Origin of the sequence: Solibacillus daqui (genome assembly GCF_028747805.1) — a bacterium.
GTDB lineage: Bacteria > Bacillota > Bacilli > Bacillales_A > Planococcaceae > Solibacillus > Solibacillus daqui.
In genome coordinates this window covers 1,595,182-1,615,059 of sequence record NZ_CP114887.1, presented here as the reverse complement: position 1 = coordinate 1,615,059, position 19,878 = coordinate 1,595,182, and the positions used below count along the sequence as shown (strand labels likewise).

The window sequence follows — 19,878 nt, the reverse complement described above, 5'->3', positions numbered from 1 at the left end:
CTGTATTTTAAGAAATTTAACTAGAAACCAAATTACGAATACAATTGGGCAAAGGTAAAAAAAGATTGGTATAAAAGCGAAAATCGTGGTCATTTACGAATCCCCCCTATTCAATATGGATAATTATACCACGTCGTGTGTTTGTTTTTAATTTATTATGTAATGCACAGTTCGTCAATTATAAGAATCATTTTACTGAAGAATGAGAATGATAAAACGGTTAACAAGGGTTAATACACTGATGTATCGAAAGGTAGATTGAAATGGAAAAAGAGAGGATTATTGAAAAATTAAGCGACATTAGATTAGAACTTATGCAAATAGAAAATGAACTATTTGAAATTTATGGCGTCGAACCAGAAAGTCCAGGAGCGATTTTATCCGATGTTTCTCATACAGTCGCAAATCTAACCGAATATATAAAAACCAATTATTGAAGGTCTTGAGGTAATTAAGTACGGTGAAGGATATAGTATAGAAAACAACTCTGAAAATGAGAAATAGTATTGGTTCGTGGGAAGAATGGTTTCTAGAATATGTATTAGTGGTTGAAATCGATGTGGAAAAATTTGGCATTCTGACATATAATGACGGAGAAATAACATATAAAAAAGCTTTATAGTGACCTTAATAACTAAATATAAATCACTCCCAAATTACCCCCTATTCGATGGAATAAGGGGATTCACTAACTTTGATTTGGGAATGTTATTAGGTTTATTTATGTATATGTATACGTTTAATATCACATAGTGTTTAATATCCATTTATTGTGAACTGATATACATTAAAGACAAACCATAAAAAGAAAAGAGAATTTGCTACTAAGTACAGTATGATTACAGGATTATTAACGTGCCTTTTTTTCAAATAGTTAAAAATAAAATAAAGAAATAGAACTTGTATCATGAACATTGGAATACTGAAAATAAGGAAACTCGTAACTTCCTCTTCATCCGTCAACATATACCCATTAAGCTCGTCAAGTCTTTCTAGCTTTACAAATAAATCAGATATTTTTAAAGAAACCCATACAAAACATAAATTTATTATTAAAAACAAAAAACCCATTATTTTAGGGAATTTATTCAAAGTACTTCCCCCCTCGAAACGTCAAACTTCTCATCTAAAATTTCGTTTAATCCTTAAATTTAATTATACATACATCGCTTGCTATATTCTTTAATATTTCAAAAAAACAAATAAATCGAGGAACATTCCAAATTTTCCGTCGTTATATTAATTACCATAAACAAGGAGGTACCTATGCAAAAAATCAACGCCACTTTTTTAAGCTTAGTCATTGGCTCTTTAGGCTGTATTGTCTTGTTTTTATGTATTACTGTTTTGCCAGCAGTTGCGCGTGAAACAGTTAACGCAAACCCTGAAGTTGCCTACTTGCACTACCCGATATTACTTGGTATGTACGCGACAGCCGTGCCCTTTTTCTATGCGCTTGTTGAAACGATACTCATGATTCGCACGATTGAGCGGAAATCAATTTTTTCAACTCGGATCATTCAAGGGTTGAACCACATTAAATATTGCGCATTTGTCATTATCGCTTTATATATTTGTGGATTTTTTATACTGGATTATGCCAATGCATTACCGCCAATTGTTGCGGTAATGGGCGTAATCATAGTAATTGTGACAACCCTCGTCGCAGCAAGCTCAGCATTTATAAAACAGCAGTTAAGGATTGCAGCTCCATAACAGTAAAAAGCCCACAAAGTAAGCTTTTACACTTACTTTGTGGGCTTTTATATTATGACGCACTTTCAAATTGACTATTATATAGGTCCGCATAAAATCCACCGCGCGATAGCAGTTCTTCATGGTTTCCTGTTTCTAAAATCGAGCCATCCTTCATGACAATAATGACATCCGCATTGCGAATCGTTGATAGACGGTGAGCAATAACAAACGACGTTTTACCAACTGACAGCTGATCCATCGCCGCTTGAATTTGTACCTCGGTACGTGTATCCACCGAGCTTGTTGCCTCATCTAAAATTAAAAGCGGTGCATTTTCAATCATCGCACGGGCAATCGTTAACAGCTGCTTTTGCCCAATTGATAGACTGACCTTATCATTTAACAACGTATTGTAGCCATCAGGTAATGCCGAAATCGTTTGATGCATCCCTACTGCTTTTGCTGCCGCAATTACTTGCTCATCGGACACATTTTGCGTTGAGTAAACAATATTATCTCGAATTGAGCCTTCAAAAAGCCATGTGTCCTGCAACACCATACAAAACTGCTCATGAACCTGCTCACGTGTTAAGTCTTTAATCGAAATGCCATCGATTTTAATATCACCTGAATTCATTTCATAAAAGCGCATCAGTAAATTTACAATCGTCGTTTTACCAGCACCTGTTGGCCCAACAATTGCCACCTTTTGTCCCGCCTGTACATCCAGTGTGAAATCGTTAATAACTTGCTGATTTTCAGTATAGCCAAACGACACATGCTGAAAGGAAACCGCACCTTTTACCTCACCCAACACGATTTGCTTCGCATCTTCACGCTCAAGCTCTGGCTCTTCTAAAAACGCGAATACACGCTCAGCCGCTGCCGCTGTTGATTGCAAATTCGTTGCAGCCTGAGCAATTTGGGCTAACGGCTGTGTGAATAAGCGAATATAGACCATAAACGCCACGATTACCCCAATTGTAATGACATCATTAATAACAAGTAACGCACCGACAATACAAACTGCCACATAGCCAAAGTTGCCGATAAATTGCATCAATGGCATCATCACGCCCGACATAAACTGTGCACGCCAAGCATTGTCATAAAGCTTGTCATTTGTTGCGTGGAACGTTGAAATCGCCTCGGCTTCTCCGTTATATACTTTAACAATTTGATGCCCGGTATATATTTCCTCAATATGACCATTAATTTCCGCTAGCTGTGCCTGCTGGTTATCAAAGTACTTTTGTGATTTTGCCATAATAACCGACATCAAGCCAAAGCCAAGTAGCGTTGAAAGAATTGCCGTAATCGCCATGATCCAGTTCGTGTAAAACATCATAATGAGCACACCAATAAATGTTGCCACAGCTGACACGAGCTGCCCTAAGCTGTTATTTAACGTTTGCCCTATCGTATCGACATCGTTTGTGATACGGCTCAGTGTATTACCAACTGTTGTTTTATCAAAATAATTAAGTGGCAGACGATTGATTTTCGTCGACAAATCACCGCGCATTTTTTTCGTAATACGCTGCGTAATTGTTGCCATCATAAAGCCCTGTACATAGCTAAAAATAAAGCTTAAGCCGTATAACACTGCTAAAATATAACCGATTTTTTGAATGACATCTAAATCCATCGACCCCATTAAGCCTTGCTGGATTTCGTCTGTCATATCACTTAGTAAATCAGGGCTATACACGGTAAACGCTGTACTAATAAACGCCAATACAAGCGAAAAAGTAATAAACGGCATATACGATTTACAGTAGCGAATCAGCTTTTTAATCGTTGCTTTAAAATGATTCGGCTTTTCGCCCTTCATACCCGGAGCACCAGGATGACCACCGCCATGTTTATTTGCCATCGCCTAACTCCTCCTTCGAAAGCTGTGAATACGCAATTTCCTTATAGGTTTCGCAAGTTTTCATGAGCTCTTCATGCGTCCCCTTACCAACAATGCGACCATGCTCAAGTACAATGATTTGATTTGCTTCTTTAATCGTCCCGATACGCTGCGCCACGATAAACGTAATAGCGTCCTTTGTTTCAGTTTTCAGTGCCTGTCGCAATGCGCGGTCGGTTTTATAATCGAGCGCCGAGAAGGAATCGTCAAATAAATAAATGTCAGGCTGATGATAAATCGCACGTGCAATCGATAAACGTTGCTTTTGTCCACCAGATATATTTTTTCCACCTTGTGAAATCGTTGCCTCATAAGACCCATCTAACTTTTCAACAAAATCCTGTCCTTGTGCAATCGTCACTGCTTCCTTCACACGCTCTAGCATTGTCGCCTCAGCACCATACGATACATTTGACGCTACTGAGCCACTAAATAACACAGCTGATTGTGACACATAGCCAATTTTTTTGTGTAATGCTTCTTGCTTATAGTCCTTCACGTTAATACCATCAACGAAAACTGCTCCAGAAGACACATCATACAGGCGCGGAATTAAATTTAAAATCGTTGTTTTACCGCTTCCCGTAGCTCCAATAAAGGCCACTGTTTCACCTTTTTTTGCACTAAAACTAACATCCTCAACAATCGCTTCCTCAGCACCAGGATATTTAAAGCTTACACCGCGAAACTCGACTGTCCCTACCCCGCTACCTACTGCGCCATTACCATCTTGAATTGTAATTTTCGTGTTTAATACTTCTAGAATACGCTTTGCCGATACAACTGCACGTGGCATCATAATGAAAATCATACTAACCATCATAAATGCCATCACGACCTGCATCGCATATGACATAAAGACGACCATATCCGAAAACAGTGGCAATTTCTCAGCAGCATTAGCCTCATGAATTAGAAACGCACCAATCCAGTAAATCGATAAGCTAAGCCCTGACATAATAAGCCCCATCGTCGGGAAAATGAGTGCCATTAAACGCATTGCATATAAATTCGTATCCATCAATTCTTTGTTAGCCCCGTCAAACTTCTCTAGCTGGTAGCCCTCTGCATTATACGCACGCACAACGCGAATTCCTGTTAAGTTTTCACGTGTTACGCGATTTAAATTATCAGTCAATGTTTGAATAATACGGAACTTCGGAATCGCAAATATTACTATTATCGAAATAAGTAAAATCAAAACTAATACGGCTACACCCGTTGCAGCCGTCCATTCTAAATTTTTATTTGCGATTTTTGTAATTGCCCAAATCGCTAAAATTGGTGCTTTAATAACGACCTGTAACCCCATCGCTACAAGCATTTGCACTTGTGTAATATCATTCGTAGAGCGTGTAATTAAACTCGCCGTAGAAAAATGATTCATCTCCGCCATTGAAAAGGAAAGCGTTTTTTCAAACACTTGACCTCGCAATCTCCGTGCTAATCCAGCAGCAACTTGCGCGGCGAAATAACCAACAATAACCGCTGCAATCATACTACCGATCGCACACAGCAACATATAACTACCCGGTGCAATCAAATCGTTTACACTTGTGCCGTCCGTTTGAATAAGCATCGTAATTTCTGCCATGTAATCTGGCAGCTTCAAGTCCAGGAACACCTGCACAACGATGAACACAATACTAATTGATACAAGTATCCATTCTTTTCTCTGTAAATATGAAAAAATTTTTAACATTCCTATACCCTTCTCTCCAATCCAAAATACTTCTCTGCTTTACAATATTTGCTTAATGTTAATACAGAAATTAACCATGCCTCTTTGCCGTTTTGGATAATCGCCAAAGGTTTCATTTACTTGAAACGTATCCCCAATTATACGTTTCATTTCCAAACACAACAAGCAATTCCTCCCCATTAAATCACCATGGATTAGTCAAGCGTCTTCCCCGCAAGCACAAGCGCCTTTACCCGCTCAAGCTCTTTGTCCGATACATGGCGATACATGCCCATTTCATTGACCATCGCCTTTTCTAAACGCACCAAATCCCCATTTTCATAAAACGTATAGGTAATAGCAAAGGATGTTTCATCATTTGAAAAACGCACCTTTAATACCTCATCATCTCGAGTTAGTTCATCAAAAAAGGAGCCCTTTCTCACCTGTACATACATAAGAAGCGCATTAATTTCTTTAATTTCCTGCAAATCGGTTGTCATATTAGAATTCATCTCAGGAAACTCGGTGATCGACATGCGGTTCATATCGTGCATTTGAAGCATTGTCCCATCCTTTAAATCACGTTTTAATGGAATAGGTACCAATTGCTAATATATCAGCACGCTTACTAGTAAAAATGCTAGTACAATTAGATTTCTTCTTTTTTTCATGAGCTTCCTCCAATGTAGCGCTAATCAAACGTTTTTTCAGCTAATAGTTCCTCGATAAGCTCCTTTAACTCTGCCTCATCGGTTTTGTAATTAAAATAGGTACTAACAGAAATCGCATCTTCTGCACGTGTTAAATAGCCATTTTCATATAAATAATATTCGATGAAACTTAGCATGCCATCTTCAGAAAAACGGATTTTCATATAACTCCCAACTCCATTACCAGGCTTTGCTTCCTTTACATCCAGTTTTTGTATAGCCCGATATGTATCCTGTACTTCCTGATAGTCAAAGGACATATACGTTTTAACATCTGGATATGACACAATCGATAACTTATTTAACGAATTAGGTGAAACTAACTCCATTTCCTGTAATGATTCAATCATTTTTTTTGTTTCATATTTATCAACAGCATATAGCACCACAAATGAGATCGAAAAAAAGAACATCACTTGAAAAATTTTATACATAACGACACCCCCATTAATTCTATATACGATTGGAAATTATAATTGTTTCATTATTCCGAAAAAATCATTTCAATCGGTACACAAAAAACGAGCACCTGCAATTCAATGCAAGTACTCGTCCAATTTAATTTCCGTAGTAATCGACAATCCCTTTGTAAATAGATTGCGCAAATATTTCTACGTATTTATCATTAATTAGTTTTTCTTGGTCACTCGGGTTTGTAATGAAGCCAAGCTCAACTAATACAGAAGGAATCATCATATTGCGAATTACGTAAAATGGTCCTTCCTTCACGCCGCGGTTATTCATGTTCGCATTTGTTACGATTTCGTTGTTAATATAAGTTGCTAGCTTTTTATCTTCTTCATACTGATCGCCCGTTGAAACATTATAGTATGTTTCTGTACCGCTAGCACTTGAAGCTGTTGCGGAGTTTACGTGGACACTAACAAAAATTTCACCGTAATTGTTCTTCGTAAATGCTACTCGCTCTTCCAAAGTTGGGTACGTATCGCCTGTACGAGTCATGAACACTTTAGCGCCCGCATTTTCGAGCTTTTGCTTTACAAGTGTTCCGACCTTTAATACGATAGCTTTTTCAGTATTGCCTTCTTTCGATGTGCCTGGGTCCTTACCACCGTGGCCTGGGTCAATAATTATAATGCGTCCCTTCACCGAGCTACCTGACGTGTTCATGAGCTTAATATACGATTTATGTACATAGCCTGTTACACCATCAGCCGTTACTTTTGCCCAGTAACCTGAAATCGAATGAACTGAAATAACTTTCCCTTTTGCTAATGTTTTTAACGATGCCGAACTTGAAGAAGCAGATTGACGCATATTTAAGCCGCCGATTGTTACTTTCCCCATTGTATTCACCGTCACACCACCATCACCAGGATCCGGATCTGGCGTTTCCGTTACGACATCTGTTGTACTTGATTTCACAATATAGCCTGGAATGCCATTTACCATCGTTAGGTAATAGCCACTTGCATCTTTATATACTGACAGGGTTGTCCCTTGTGCAATTTGTGTAATGACTTTCGATGAAGATGATGGTGTATAATATAAATTCAACTTCTCGTTCGTTGTGACTTTTTTAATTGCCGAACCAATCGAACTACCATCATGCGCTAAAAACTTCGCATATGACTTACTAATATAAGCGTATTGCCCTTTATACGAAACTTTTAACCAGTTTCCTTCTACTGCGTATACAGATAATTTACCACCTGTATTAACCGTTCCAATCACTGTCGCGTTTGTATTCGGTGCAGTTCGAACATTTAATGCGTCTGTTGTAACCGAAATTAAACCGATTACTTGTGTTGTATCAACCTTTTCTGGAATTGACGGTAAAGGTAATCGGAACTTGTCACTCTTTGCACGAGAGATAAACGAAGCAAATTGTGCACGCGTTACCGGGCTTTTCGGTAAATACTTACCTCCACCACTACCATTTGATATCCCATTATAATAGATAGCCTTTATGTATGAAGCATATGTATTTGAAGAACTTACATCTGTAAACACCATTGCATAGTCTTTATAATCATTTGCATTTAATTTAAAAGCTTTTGTTAAAACATAACTCATTTCATCACGAGTAAGGGGATCATTTGGATAAAACATACTTGATGTTGTCGAAAATAATCCTAATTCCTTGGCACGCTCTACATAACCAGACGTTGGTGTGCCAACTTTGACATCTGTGTAAGAAGATTTACTTACTGTTAGTGGACCATAACCTGCTGCAATTACTGCCATTTTTGCTGCATGCCCACGAGTTACACTTTCATTTGGCTTGAATAATGTTTTACCATTTTCTTGATAGCCATTAATTACTCCGAGGTCAATTAAATACTGAATTTCATCATAAGCAGGATTGGTTGTCGCAACATCTTCAAACACGATATTAGCAGATGCTGGATTGACAGCTAGTACACTTACACATGTGAGGATAACTGCAACAACCAATGTAATCAATTTTTGATTCATTTGTTTTCTAGTTCCTTTCTATAGCTGTTCGACTATTATTGTATAATAAACAAGCATGTAATTTAAATAGGTATAACGGGTATAAACATCAAAAATTTGTTACATATACATTACAAAACGATTACAAAAGACGGAAAATGCCATTTGAAATCATTTTCTTGGAATAATAATTTATTTATGCAAAAAAGCTTATCCAGAAATCACTTTCAGGATAAGCCCTTTACATCAAAAATGTGGGCCAGCAAAATACTGGTCTCGAATGCTTTGTCACTCCATGTGACGTTTTTAATTCGCTATTATTTTAAAAGCTCTAATGCAAAATCATATTCTACGTATGTTTTACCTTCCTCTAACAACGTTGGTGCTACTTTAAATTGACCTAATGCTTTGTTGTAGCCATACGTTTTTTCGTCGCGAGTAATTGTATAAGTTAATGCATTTTTAGAAATGATTGCTCCCTTTTTCGTCGCATCTACTTTATAGCCTAAGCCTTCTGCGACTTTACGAAGAGGTACCATTTTTTGACCCTCTAGTAATCTAAAATCACCGTCGATAATTTCATCAATTTTTGGTTCAGCATCTGGCGTTTCTTCTGCAACAGTGTTATCTAATTTTGGGAATACCACGGTTTTTTCTGGTGAAGTTTGTGGTGGTAAGCTTCTCGTTGTTGGTCCATAAAATACAATAGCACTGTAATTTTTTAATTCTTCAGCAGAAACTTTTTTGCCTTTTGCGTCCACAATTACTGAATCCTCATTTAAGTTTAACTGTAATTGACCATCAGCGCTTAAATGATTTTCATCGAACTGATCTACTTTTACAAAGCCTGGCTTTTCAGTTTCTACAATTACAACTGATGGTGTGTAGCGTGGTGGATAAATTAAAATCATTGGTTGATTTCCATAAACGTATAATGAGATCGTATTACCAACTTCTAGGTTTACTTCTTTCCCCGTATTATCGTAGACAAGTGTGTTATCGTCTACATAAAAGTGGAAAATATTTTCGCCGTCTTCTACAAAGAATAATTTGCCATCATTAAAGTCTTCAACCGATGTTACCTTCCCTGTTTGTTGAACGAAAATTGAAGCTTTTTCTACTTCTTCTACGCTATTTGTCGTAGTTGGTTCTTCTGCATTGGCTGCAACAGCCCCTAATAATAATGCAGAAATCGCTAAAGGTGCAATTCTTTTCAATGTCATAAATTTCATTCCTTTCCATGTTTACATATCATTAGTTGCACTAAATAAAAAAAGGTTACAACTTTTTTAAAATTTTTCATTATTTTTTATAAAGTTCGTAGCTTTCCAACAGCTTAAAAATCTCTTCTATAATTTGTGGTTTATTTTTCTGATAGCAATGCACATCCGTTTTTGAATTCACGAAGCAAATTTCAATGATAATGGCTGGTTTCATCGTTTTGTTTAACCATGCCAAATTTGTTCGATGCTTTGCTCCTCTGTCCTTGAATTCGCCTGCCTTAGCAATGACCGCACTCATATTAGCTGCAAATTCTTTCAATTTTGGGTTGACATACAATACCTCAGTACCAATACCTGCTTCCCTTTTTTCGCTAATCGCATTAAAATGTATACTCACATCTAGCACACGATTGGTTTTGTTATGCGCTGCGATCAAATAGCGTAAATTTTGTGCCTGGTTTTTAGAATAACGGTCGATGATGAACTGTGGCGCAATAGTACTTGCCTGAAAATGCGTTTGTAAGCCTTTTACCACCTCGACAACTTCACTTCCTTCATCGATAAAGCCAATTGCTCCCGTAGCTCTCCCAAAATGCCCCGCGCTTATTGTTAACATAAACTTCCCTCCAATACTGTTTAATTATTAAATATCAAGTCTGCATGAAAAAAGGGACGTGGCTTTTCAAATTAAGATTCGCTACAATGAAAGTACTATATAAAAATTGAGGGATATTATGAAAAACAAACGAATGATAGGCTTTATGCTCGTTGTCTCTGGCTGTTTCTTTTGGGGAATTGGCGGAACGGTTACACAACAGCTATTCTCTCAGGGAATCGAGGTAAGTTGGCTCGTATCGACACGATTACTTATTGCCGGTACTTTACTATTGTTAACGCAAGCCATTTTTAAAGACCGCGGGCAAATTTTCGAAATTTGGCGTGAAAAATACAGTGCAACGCGGCTTATTATTTTTGGGCTCGTTGGCATGCTAGCAGTACAGTATACATATATGGCGTCTATCAAGGAAGGCAATGCTGCGGTCGCAACATTATTGCAATACTTAGCTCCTGTGATGATTATTGTCTGGGTTGCATTGCGGGGCCAAGCAAAATTTACGAAAAAGGATGCTGTTACCATTTCACTCGCACTTGGTGGAAGCTTCTTGCTATTAACAAACGGCTCGATTTCGGCTCTTGCGGTTCCACTTCCTGCCGTTGTTTGGGGATTGCTTTCGGGGGTTTCGCTCGCGTTTTATACACTGTACGCCATTCCGTTATTAAGACGATTCGATTCATTAGTTGTTGTTGGTTGGGCCATGGTGCTTGCTGGTATTGCACTTAGCTTTGTTAAGGCACCATGGGAAGTCGATGTTTCTAGTTGGACGGCATCGACAATCCTTTATTTAATAATCGTCATTATTTTCGGAACGATGCTATCTTTTTGGTTTTATATCGAAAGCTTACAAACTTTATCGGTAAAGGAAACGAGCTTACTCGGTAATATCGAGCCGCTGACTGCAGTACTTGCTACCGTGTTATGGCTTAAAGAACCATTCGGACCTTTTCAATGGCTAGGCACTTCACTCATTTTGGTCATGATGATTTATCTCGCGTTAAAGGCTGAGAAAAGGACCGAGCCAAATCCAAACGAGCTTTCTGATAATGTAAGTTAGTAGCCTTTCTATTTTGACTAACCTAAAAAAATCATACTTTACAATTCAAAAAACATGATTTCGCTAGTAAAATTGCGAATTCATGTTTTTTAATTTCTATTCTTTTGTGAGCCTTTCTCACCTTTAGCATTTCTACAATAACAAACAATCGATAGCAAATTTTTATCACAAAACAATAGGAAGCATTTACTGAAATTTATTATAGATAGTAGCATTACCCTCAATAATCATAAAAAATTACCCTTAGGACAGACTGACTAATATGCTATAATTAATAAGATTTTTTGATTCGATACAATCGTTTCAAACATTTACCGCAAGTATCTATGCAACATTAGCTTACGGTAATTCAACTATTTACTAATGGAGGAACGATTAATTTTATTATGTTAAAAAAATATTGGATTATTATGATGATCATGACGATTGCCCTTTTATCCGTAAATCAAAGTGCAGCGTTCGCAAACCAAACGATCAGCAAAGGTTTGACGATTGAAAAAAACGTGACCGTGCTCATAAACGGAAAGAAAGTAACATTTAAAGACCCCGTATTAAATAAAAGCGGCCATCTATTTTTACCAATGCGGAATTTATACGAAATTATTGGTGCGAAGGTTCAATGGAATCAACAAACAAAAACTGCAAGTGCCGTACGCAATGATAATCAGGTAGCTGTCACACTCAATTCAACAACAGCAATCGTGAATGGCAAAAAGGTTACAGTTAATGTGCCACCATTTCTTTATAAGGATAAGACCTATGTACCGATTCGATTCTTAAGTGAAAATTTAGGCGGCAGCGTCCAATGGAATCAGCAAACACGTACAGTTAGCATATCTTTAAATGATGGACAAACAAACCCACCCACTGCGGATGAGCCTTATTATTTACACATCAATAACAAACGAATTGTGATGAATCATCCTATTATTACAAAGCAAGGCAGAACATATATCCCTGCGCAGTATTTATATGAAAACCTTGAAAATGCTACAGGTAAATGGCTTTCTAGCGATCAATTTGAACTGCAGCTTTTCGGGTTAATTTTTGTTTTCACAAATGGTAGTAATGTCATCAAAATTAACGACGAAATGATCGTAACCGCAGAACAGCCGTTTAAACAAGCAGAAAATATGTATGTCCCGGTGAAGTTCATCGTCGATACAGTCGATGAAGGCGGCAACTTACGCTATTTAAGTGATAAAAAAGAGATGTATATTTACTTATATCAAACGATGTTTACAAGTAAGTTTTTAGAAAAATCCTTTGGTTCAACACCTGTACCACAAAGCATACCTGTTGCGACATTATCAGGTACTCGTTCGTTGCTTGTTAGTGATAATCCCGAAACATTAACAACGAGTGATGTCCCTCATTCAACAGCAACACTTGCTGCGCAAAATGTGGTTACAAAAAATGCGCTAAATGAGCACCGAATATTTAGCTGGCACTACAATACACTCGGTAAAGACATAATGCTAGGCATAACATTAGAAAATAATTCTACAAATACGACTTTACAAGTAACCAATTCAAAAGGTGTGTTTAGAAAAAGTAGTCACAGCTGGATTAACTATGATATTGGCTTACCAATCGCCGATCAAGTAATGAACAATAATTTACAGCCAGCTGAATCAGAAGGCATTACTATTGCTCCTGGTGAAACGAAAATTATCCAATCTTATGAATTACTGAATTTGTATATTATCGGCTTCTTGCACGACTTCGATATTCAGTCAGTAGGCGAAGGTGAAAGCAACTATACAATCCGAACGGTTGTTGCAAAAAATAATGAAGACCTAGCGACGATTCACTCGGACCCTGTTGCAATTAATGCATCTGCAGCCCATCCACGCGGTGTTTGGCCAAGCTCATCCATTATTGGGGAATTTCCAACGTATCAAATCGATGGCAAAGAAGTCGGCTATAGTATTTCAAACGGCAAAACAGACCATTTATTTACGAAAGAAAACTCACTTGCACAAGTTAATGGCAGTGTCGGCAATTCAGGGCATTTCGGTATAAATTATATTGTCAAAATCCCTGTAGCCAACCCTACAGGCCAAGCAAAAAATGTAAAAATCAAACTCTCTGGCCGAGGCGGTTTGTACAGTGGCGCGATTAAATTTAACGGACAAGTTCATTTAATCCCTACCTTAAAACCTGGCAAAGAATACATTGAGCTACCTAGCTACACAGTAAATGGAGCAAACGAAGTCATCACATTAGAATTAATGCACTCAGGAGGCAGTAATTTACCATTAGCGATTTATATTGAGACAGAGTGAAGCTTTCCTTGTAAAATTTTTGAGGAATAAGAAATGGGAATTATCGTAAAGCTTTGAGGCAAAAGAGCCCACGATTTAGTAATTGTGTCAAGGACAAACTAATAAAGAGAGCAAACAGCCCGCATGACGAATTAATTTCATCATACGGGCTTTCTTGTAGTCGGAAAAAAGCTCTTTCAAAATTAAGTGAGTGAAATAAAGCAGGACTACACCAGACTTTTTCCTTCTTTACCGTGCATTCTGGGGATCGCCCATTAAACTGTAATTCCTTGCACATTTGGCTTGAATAATTGCTGATCAAGGTATGTAGTTATGTAAAATTTCAAGTTGTTGACGATACGGTACATTAGGTAATTCCGTCATCTGCCTCACTCACTGAGAATAACCAAATTAGTTGTTAAATTATAAAAACGAAATAGAGTTAAAAGTGAGTAACTGAGGTAGCAAATACAAACCACTAAATGATTTTTTAAATCTAAGTATTCGGCATATTGGGATGGCTCTCAACTTTATTTTTTTTATTTATAAACGGGAGGAAATCCCTTCCTTTTGTCGAAGTTAAAACGTTAAAGTGGGTGGTATGGCGGAGTCCCGAAAACTTCAGTTTAAAAGGACAAATGAACTATAAATCGAATAAAACTAAGTTATTTATCAAAAATATGAAATTCTTAAATTGAATTATTGTAATTGTGATAAAAATTTTATGCCTTCTACAATTATCTGTGGAGGGCTTTTATTTTAAAAGAAAGGAGGGTTTAGAATTGGAAACAAACACATTTTGGACGTCGGTTATTGATCGTATTACAGAATGGAGTTTATATTTAATTGGTGATGTAGATGAATTGGTTACGGCGCTCTGTATTTTGATGGCAATCGATTTTACATTAGGCATCATGGTAACTTGGTTAATTAAAGATGTAATTTCCTGTAAAGCTTCTAAGGGGTTATTGAAAAAGTTAGCAATGATATTAATGGTCGTAGCAGCAGTGCAATTGGACAACGCTACTAATAGTGGTGATTTCATGCGGAATGCTATGATTTTATTTCTAATCGGTATAGAAGGGATTAGTATGATAGAAAACCTCGGGCATTTAGGAATTAAAGTACCTCGTTTTATGCAAAATGCATTTAAACAATTACAGAATGACAACGAAGACAAATCAAAAGATGGTGAAAATAAATGATAGCTAGTGAAATCGAAATGAACCCTGGTCATCGGAAAAATAAAGGTAGTGATGGTTGCTACATCTTAACGGAAGGTACCGAAGCTCGGAAGGTCGCAAAACGTGTTTATGAAATATTAAGGTTATGGAAATTCCTGACAGCATACTTTGAAGAAAACACCTCCTTGAATCATAAGCTCAAAACATTAAAAATCGCGCATTTTCGGTATGTACGACGAATAGCCAACTATCTGAAATTATTTCAGATAGTTGGCTATTTTCCACATGTAGCTTGAATATTTTCTGACCAAGATATTTAGTTACGTAAAATTTCAGGTTGTTGATGAAGTGGTTTAATCATGCTCAAATAAATACCAAATGGGATAAATCAATTATGTAGTAGATGATTTCACCAATATCAATTTGATTGTCTTTAATAACTGATCCAGCAAAAGGGATTAATTTAATTCCCCCTAACCCCCGTGTGATGACACAACTCTTGAAAAAGCAATCGCATACTAAAGAGAATAATCAACGTTTATACAAATATATAGAGCGAACAAGTATCACCGGTAATTACGTCTAAACTTGTATTAATCCCCCCCTTTTGGTTATACATCCATACCGTTATTTTCCTTTTATTTTCATAAAAATATGAATTTTATTATAAAAATGATATAATATATTTTATTATTGTCCATTTTACTTTTAATTAAAGGAGTTAGGCAGGAATGCTTATACAACAGCAGGAAAAGTTAGATTTCAATAAATTTGAGTCATTAGAAGAAAAGTTTGAATATGCAAAAAGCATGCACCTAGTCGCTAAATTTGAAGAAGGTTTAAGCTATTTTCGAATCTTAAAAACAGAGTACGAAGCCATAAAACGATATGATCGTGTCATTGATTGCTTAGGCTGGATTTGCCAAAATCTTGCGAACTTAGGCCGTGTTGAAGAATTATACAACTATTTACCTGAATATAAATCAATCTGCAAAGAGCATGGAACTGAGCTCAATCAATTAAAACTCAGTACCTACTTAGCGTTCATTAGCACTTCAATTGGTGACGAAAAATCAGCCATTGAGTATTATCAAGAAGCCATTGCGATTGCCAAAAAATTAAATGACACCAAACGTTACGTAATTAGTTTAATCAATTTACAAGGCGTCTATCTGTTAATAAAAGATTTTAAGCAAGCAAATGCCATTGCACTAGAAGTTAAAAAACAATTCGAACAAGACCCTAGCATCAAAACGACCATGTCTGAAGCTGCCTATTACTTAAATTTAATGACCATCCAATTAGAATGGCAGCAATTACAAACAATCGAACCATTATTCCATGCATTCGAAGCCATCGCAAATATCGAGAAGTATAGTCGCGAACAGATGTATTATCAATGTGTGAAAGGTCGTTATTACAATCAATTACAGCGTTATCCTGATGCCATCACTGAATTAGAAAATGCCTATGCGTTTATTGTTCAAACGAAAGAAGAGCCTTTTTTAACCATTATTCTTGAAAATTTAGTACAAGCTCACGAAAATAGCGGTAATTATCAAGAAGCACTGTATTATGCAAAGAAGTTCAACGAAAAAATGTTAGATGAACAAAAGAAACACGTGACGAATGAGACAATTAAAGTCATCAAAGAAATCGATTTAGATAATATGAAGCAGCTTGTTTATCTTGATGGACTCACTTCAATTCCTAACCGCAGATATTTAGAAAAATTTGGCGCAAAATTAATCGATGAGGCAGCGCATAATGTCCATTGTGCCATCATCGATATCGACAATTTTAAAAAGATAAATGACCGCTTTGGCCATATCGTTGGTGACTTAGCTATTCAACAGCTCGCACAGATTATTCAAGATGTTTTGCCAGAAAACTTTTTATTCGCACGCTATGCTGGTGATGAATTCGTCTTTCTCGCAAAGCAGCTAGGAAAAGATGCTGAAACAATACTCCAACAGCTTTTCGCAAGTATCACCGATTTTGAATTCCAAACAGACGAAATTTGTGTAAAGTTAACAATTAGTATGGGCGTTGCATCGCTTGCTGATTGTGAAGTAAAAGAGTTAAAAACATTACTAGACCTTGCCGATCAAGCTTTATACCAATCTAAAAACACGGGAAGAAATTTGATAAGTTTTTATGTAAATGCTTAGAATAATTCGTAAGGTGCGTTTCGTTCTTTTTAACGAATACGCACTTTTTTATTTCGTAGGATACTGAGATTACGTAAGGATGTTTTAATTTTCTAAACAATGACTTATGGAGCTTGTTACAAAGCATTTGCAGAGCCCTCGCTTGAAATACCTGTTGAACAAGGATAGATTCAGAAAGCAGAAAATTCAATTAATTCCCGGGAAATAAATATTTTAATGTCTGGTGTGGTGTTTTTTGTCAACTATATTGAAATTATTCTCTAATTGGTTTTCAGACGTTAATTCTGTAACCTCTAATCGTTATAGTCACTTAGAACAATGATTGAACCAAGTTTGCCGATAATCCTCATTTTTAAATGCGAATCTTTAGTTAAAGCATCCGTTAGTTTTTAGTGAAGAAGCTCGCAAAACTTAATTAGGGTTACTAAAAACCCAGATTTTGAACTCGTCACTTTGTTCTTGTAAAATCCAACCTGATTTATAATAATAATCATTAAAATTGGAATCAATTGGACATAGCGCAACAATAGGTACATCATTTATCGTTTTTAACATCTTTTTTAACAACCCTTGACCACGATAAACCTCGCTTATCGCAAATTGATACAAGGAAATTTTGTTTTGTGTTTTTTTTCGGTAATACCGAAATGCCCCCACTACTTGACCTTCTACTGTTGCCACTATCATTTGCTTTCTTCTTATCGCTGCTTTAACTCCAAGAGGACAAAAAAACTCTTCAGAATAGACCGCACTGTTATTGCGTTCTAAATTTTCGTTGAAGAACGATACCACTTCAGATATTTGAGTTGGATTTGCTAAGGCTATCTGCATATTTCTCCCCCATTAACACTTTTTAAGATAAAAGAGTTTTATATATTTCTCCTATAATACCTTCCATTTGATGAACACCTAATTCTGAATTCGTCATTATGACCGCACCTTTTTCTAAATACGGAAACGCCACCATCATACATTGAAAACCCACTCCCCAACCTAGTGATGTAATTTCAAGTTCTTTTTCTGAGCCTTCAAGAAACAAGCCTAACCCAGTCCAACTTTTACCTCTTTGTGAGGTTATCATTTCCTTTGCTAAACTTTCCGAAATACCAACCTTACTTTCTCCCTTTACAGCATTCATTAACTCAAGAACTAATTCAGCTAAATCCAATGAAGTTGTCCATAATCCAGAAGCCGCTGGATAAGGGTATATAGGATATTTTCCATCTACTAATTCACCGTTTTTGTTGTGACCACAAGAAAAATTTTGTCTATCTACTTCCAACATTGTTGTATTGAAATGGCTATTTGCCATTCCTAATGGTTCAAATACTTGCTCATTCATAACTTTATGAAACGGTTTTTCAGTAACATCTTCTATCAGTTGCTGAATGATACAAAAGCCTGCATCCGAATAATGGAATTCACTTTCTGGTTCACACTTGACTTCAATAGAAGTTTTACAATATGGAGTTTGCCCCTCTAATAATTCAGCCATCGAAGGAATCCCTATTTTCGAATTTAGTTCAGAATAACTATCTTCAGGGTCTTTTATTCCAGATTGATGACTTAGTAAGTTTCTCAATGTCACTTTTTTATTTCTAGTAAAATCATTTTCTGGGACTTTCCACGATACAAGACTTTCATTCACATCATCATCTAAAGCAAGAAGTCCTTTCTCTACTAGATTCATAGCGAGCATTCCTGTTAAGAACTTGCTAATTGAACACGCACTAAAAATAGAATCTTCATTTGCTCGTCTATTGCTTTCCACTTCTAATAAGCCGTAATTTTCTGTTCCACTAATTTTACCACCTTCAAGCAATGTGATACTTAGACCTTGTACATTGTAATGTTCCATTCGTTCTTCAATGTTAATGTTCTCTAATTTCACAATTATCCTCCTTGTCAGTATTATCAACAAAATTATAACACGAACATACGCTCGCTTTTACTATTTGTAGAATAAATTTATCTTAAACTAACCTGTTGCGATAGTTTAAGTACATTTCTTAACAGCCTTCACGATTACATTAACATAAATATCCAATAAAAAATCATCACTCATCTAGGACTCCTTAGAGGAGAAATGATTTTGTTCAGACTCTATAATAAATTATCAATCGAAATTATAAGGCTACAGTTTTATTTAAATAATTATAATTCCGCAATTCTAAACAACTTTTCATCTAATATAAACGATTTATTGCTACGAAGTACTCTTTTAAATAGCTCCGTTAATACATTTGTAGCCTTCATTATTTCAACAGTATTAATCGTTGTTGGATAACACGCCATAAACGCTTCCAGAAAATCATTGTTTAACGTATGAAAAGCTTTAAATTGATGCAATTTTTTATTTTCATTCAACGTTTGAATTTGTACCGTTAATTGCCTTAATACTTCAAGCATCTGCATAGCGTAGATATAATTATTTCGCTTCACTTCTATCCGTAGTTTTCTTAAGTTATAGGCAAATTCAAATGAAATGTCAAAACCCCCTAAATATGGGTCTTTCAATTTAGTAAAGTTGTCATTTTCGTATGTCATTTTTTCTAATACATGGCCATTACGATCAAAAACAATTTTCCATAACGGAGACTTAACATTTAATAATGATACAGGCAAGACAGATACATTCATTTCTAATGCATTAGGAAAAAAGGGGATAAGTAAAAAAATTTGATCACTAAACTTCCCTTCCTAAATGAAATATGCGCCCATCTTCGCAAGTTCATTGCTGATTAAGCTTTTTACATCAGAAACATGTTCATTCGTTGCAATCATCAAATCAATATCTGAGTACTGATCCGTATACCCCACCGTTCCAGAACCAATTTGTATAATACCTTCTACACCTGAAAGCGCACGTATCTTTACTAGAAACTCTTGAAAATATGATTCTCTTTCATTTTCCGAATACATAACATTTCTCCCC

The 19,878-nt window shown here is 36.3% G+C and carries 17 protein-coding genes; 6 read left to right on the top strand and 11 right to left on the bottom strand.

From position 1 onward, the window contains the following. Positions 1-263: 263 nt before the first annotated feature. Positions 264-437: a hypothetical protein gene (locus O7776_RS07725; protein ID WP_274310017.1), complete on the top strand. Its 174-nt coding sequence runs from the start codon at positions 264-266 to the stop codon at positions 435-437. Between the two features lie 829 nt (positions 438-1,266). Next, positions 1,267-1,716: a DUF2975 domain-containing protein gene (locus O7776_RS07720; protein WP_274310016.1), complete on the top strand. Its 450-nt coding sequence runs from the start codon at positions 1,267-1,269 to the stop codon at positions 1,714-1,716. Positions 1,717-1,768: 52 nt separating this feature from the next. Here O7776_RS07720 and O7776_RS07715 read toward each other — a convergent pair whose 3' ends face one another. The 7 genes from O7776_RS07715 to O7776_RS07685 all read right to left on the bottom strand — a co-directional run bounded on the left by O7776_RS07715 (position 1,769) and on the right by O7776_RS07685 (position 10,264). Beyond that, a complete protein-coding gene (locus tag O7776_RS07715) occupies positions 1,769-3,574 on the bottom strand; it encodes an ABC transporter ATP-binding protein (RefSeq protein WP_274310015.1) in 1,806 nt (601 codons plus the stop codon). Further along, a complete protein-coding gene (locus tag O7776_RS07710; protein WP_274310014.1) occupies positions 3,564-5,315 on the bottom strand; it encodes an ABC transporter ATP-binding protein in 1,752 nt (583 codons plus the stop codon). Before O7776_RS07710 ends, O7776_RS07715 begins: the two co-directional genes overlap by 11 nt. Before the next feature lie 194 nt (positions 5,316-5,509). Beyond that, positions 5,510-5,860 (bottom strand): hypothetical protein, encoded by a 351-nt coding sequence (locus O7776_RS07705; RefSeq protein WP_274310012.1) that lies wholly within the window; start codon positions 5,858-5,860, stop codon positions 5,510-5,512. Positions 5,861-5,988: 128 nt separating this feature from the next. Then, positions 5,989-6,441, bottom strand: a complete 453-nt coding sequence (locus tag O7776_RS07700; RefSeq protein WP_274310011.1) for a hypothetical protein — start codon at positions 6,439-6,441, stop codon at positions 5,989-5,991. A 124-nt stretch (positions 6,442-6,565) separates the two neighbouring features. Continuing rightward, positions 6,566-8,446: an N-acetylmuramoyl-L-alanine amidase gene (locus O7776_RS07695; RefSeq protein WP_274310010.1), complete on the bottom strand. Its 1,881-nt coding sequence runs from the start codon at positions 8,444-8,446 to the stop codon at positions 6,566-6,568. A 296-nt stretch (positions 8,447-8,742) separates the two neighbouring features. After that, a complete protein-coding gene (locus O7776_RS07690) occupies positions 8,743-9,648 on the bottom strand; it encodes a stalk domain-containing protein (RefSeq protein WP_274310009.1) in 906 nt (301 codons plus the stop codon). 79 nt (positions 9,649-9,727) lie between these two features. Further along, positions 9,728-10,264, bottom strand: a complete 537-nt coding sequence (locus O7776_RS07685) for an N-acetylmuramoyl-L-alanine amidase (RefSeq protein ID WP_274310007.1) — start codon at positions 10,262-10,264, stop codon at positions 9,728-9,730. A 118-nt stretch (positions 10,265-10,382) separates the two neighbouring features. Between O7776_RS07685 and O7776_RS07680 the strand changes: the two genes are divergently transcribed. The 4 genes from O7776_RS07680 to O7776_RS07665 all read left to right on the top strand — a co-directional run bounded on the left by O7776_RS07680 (position 10,383) and on the right by O7776_RS07665 (position 16,943). After that, positions 10,383-11,321 (top strand): DMT family transporter, encoded by a 939-nt coding sequence (locus O7776_RS07680; RefSeq protein ID WP_274310006.1) that lies wholly within the window; start codon positions 10,383-10,385, stop codon positions 11,319-11,321. A gap of 386 nt (positions 11,322-11,707) precedes the next feature. Continuing rightward, entirely contained in the window at positions 11,708-13,609 is a 1,902-nt protein-coding gene (locus O7776_RS07675; RefSeq protein WP_274310005.1) for a stalk domain-containing protein, read from the top strand. A gap of 761 nt (positions 13,610-14,370) precedes the next feature. Further along, positions 14,371-14,793 (top strand): phage holin family protein, encoded by a 423-nt coding sequence (locus O7776_RS07670; RefSeq protein ID WP_274310003.1) that lies wholly within the window; start codon positions 14,371-14,373, stop codon positions 14,791-14,793. A gap of 710 nt (positions 14,794-15,503) precedes the next feature. Continuing rightward, positions 15,504-16,943, top strand: a complete 1,440-nt coding sequence (locus O7776_RS07665; protein WP_274310002.1) for a tetratricopeptide repeat-containing diguanylate cyclase — start codon at positions 15,504-15,506, stop codon at positions 16,941-16,943. A 411-nt stretch (positions 16,944-17,354) separates the two neighbouring features. Here the strand turns inward: O7776_RS07665 and O7776_RS07660 are convergent, their stop codons facing one another. The 4 genes from O7776_RS07660 to O7776_RS07645 form a co-directional block, all read right to left on the bottom strand. After that, positions 17,355-17,774: a GNAT family N-acetyltransferase gene (locus O7776_RS07660; protein WP_274310001.1), complete on the bottom strand. Its 420-nt coding sequence runs from the start codon at positions 17,772-17,774 to the stop codon at positions 17,355-17,357. 22 nt (positions 17,775-17,796) lie between these two features. Beyond that, a complete protein-coding gene (locus tag O7776_RS07655; protein ID WP_274310000.1) occupies positions 17,797-18,834 on the bottom strand; it encodes a serine hydrolase domain-containing protein in 1,038 nt (345 codons plus the stop codon). 263 nt (positions 18,835-19,097) lie between these two features. Then, positions 19,098-19,568 (bottom strand): hypothetical protein, encoded by a 471-nt coding sequence (locus tag O7776_RS07650; RefSeq protein ID WP_274309999.1) that lies wholly within the window; start codon positions 19,566-19,568, stop codon positions 19,098-19,100. Positions 19,569-19,643: 75 nt separating this feature from the next. After that, positions 19,644-19,865, bottom strand: coding sequence for a hypothetical protein (locus O7776_RS07645; protein ID WP_274309998.1), 222 nt, complete (start codon positions 19,863-19,865; stop codon positions 19,644-19,646). Positions 19,866-19,878 lie beyond the last annotated feature (13 nt).

What these genes read in the sequence shown, in the direction of transcription:
- O7776_RS07725 (WP_274310017.1), top strand. Translation starts at nt 264, where the DNA reads ATGGAAAAAGAGAGGATTATTGAAAAATTAAGCGACATTAGATTAGAA.
- O7776_RS07720 (WP_274310016.1), top strand. Translation starts at nt 1,267, where the DNA reads ATGCAAAAAATCAACGCCACTTTTTTAAGCTTAGTCATTGGCTCTTTA.
- O7776_RS07715 (WP_274310015.1), bottom strand. Translation starts at nt 3,574, where the DNA reads ATGGCAAATAAACATGGCGGTGGTCATCCTGGTGCTCCGGGTATGAAG.
- O7776_RS07710 (WP_274310014.1), bottom strand. Translation starts at nt 5,315, where the DNA reads ATGTTAAAAATTTTTTCATATTTACAGAGAAAAGAATGGATACTTGTA.
- O7776_RS07705 (WP_274310012.1), bottom strand. Translation starts at nt 5,860, where the DNA reads ATGCTTCAAATGCACGATATGAACCGCATGTCGATCACCGAGTTTCCT.
- O7776_RS07700 (WP_274310011.1), bottom strand. Translation starts at nt 6,441, where the DNA reads ATGTATAAAATTTTTCAAGTGATGTTCTTTTTTTCGATCTCATTTGTG.
- O7776_RS07695 (WP_274310010.1), bottom strand. Translation starts at nt 8,446, where the DNA reads ATGAATCAAAAATTGATTACATTGGTTGTTGCAGTTATCCTCACATGT.
- O7776_RS07690 (WP_274310009.1), bottom strand. Translation starts at nt 9,648, where the DNA reads ATGACATTGAAAAGAATTGCACCTTTAGCGATTTCTGCATTATTATTA.
- O7776_RS07685 (WP_274310007.1), bottom strand. Translation starts at nt 10,264, where the DNA reads ATGTTAACAATAAGCGCGGGGCATTTTGGGAGAGCTACGGGAGCAATT.
- O7776_RS07680 (WP_274310006.1), top strand. Translation starts at nt 10,383, where the DNA reads ATGAAAAACAAACGAATGATAGGCTTTATGCTCGTTGTCTCTGGCTGT.
- O7776_RS07675 (WP_274310005.1), top strand. Translation starts at nt 11,708, where the DNA reads ATGTTAAAAAAATATTGGATTATTATGATGATCATGACGATTGCCCTT.
- O7776_RS07665 (WP_274310002.1), top strand. Translation starts at nt 15,504, where the DNA reads ATGCTTATACAACAGCAGGAAAAGTTAGATTTCAATAAATTTGAGTCA.
- O7776_RS07660 (WP_274310001.1), bottom strand. Translation starts at nt 17,774, where the DNA reads ATGCAGATAGCCTTAGCAAATCCAACTCAAATATCTGAAGTGGTATCG.
- O7776_RS07645 (WP_274309998.1), bottom strand. Translation starts at nt 19,865, where the DNA reads ATGTATTCGGAAAATGAAAGAGAATCATATTTTCAAGAGTTTCTAGTA.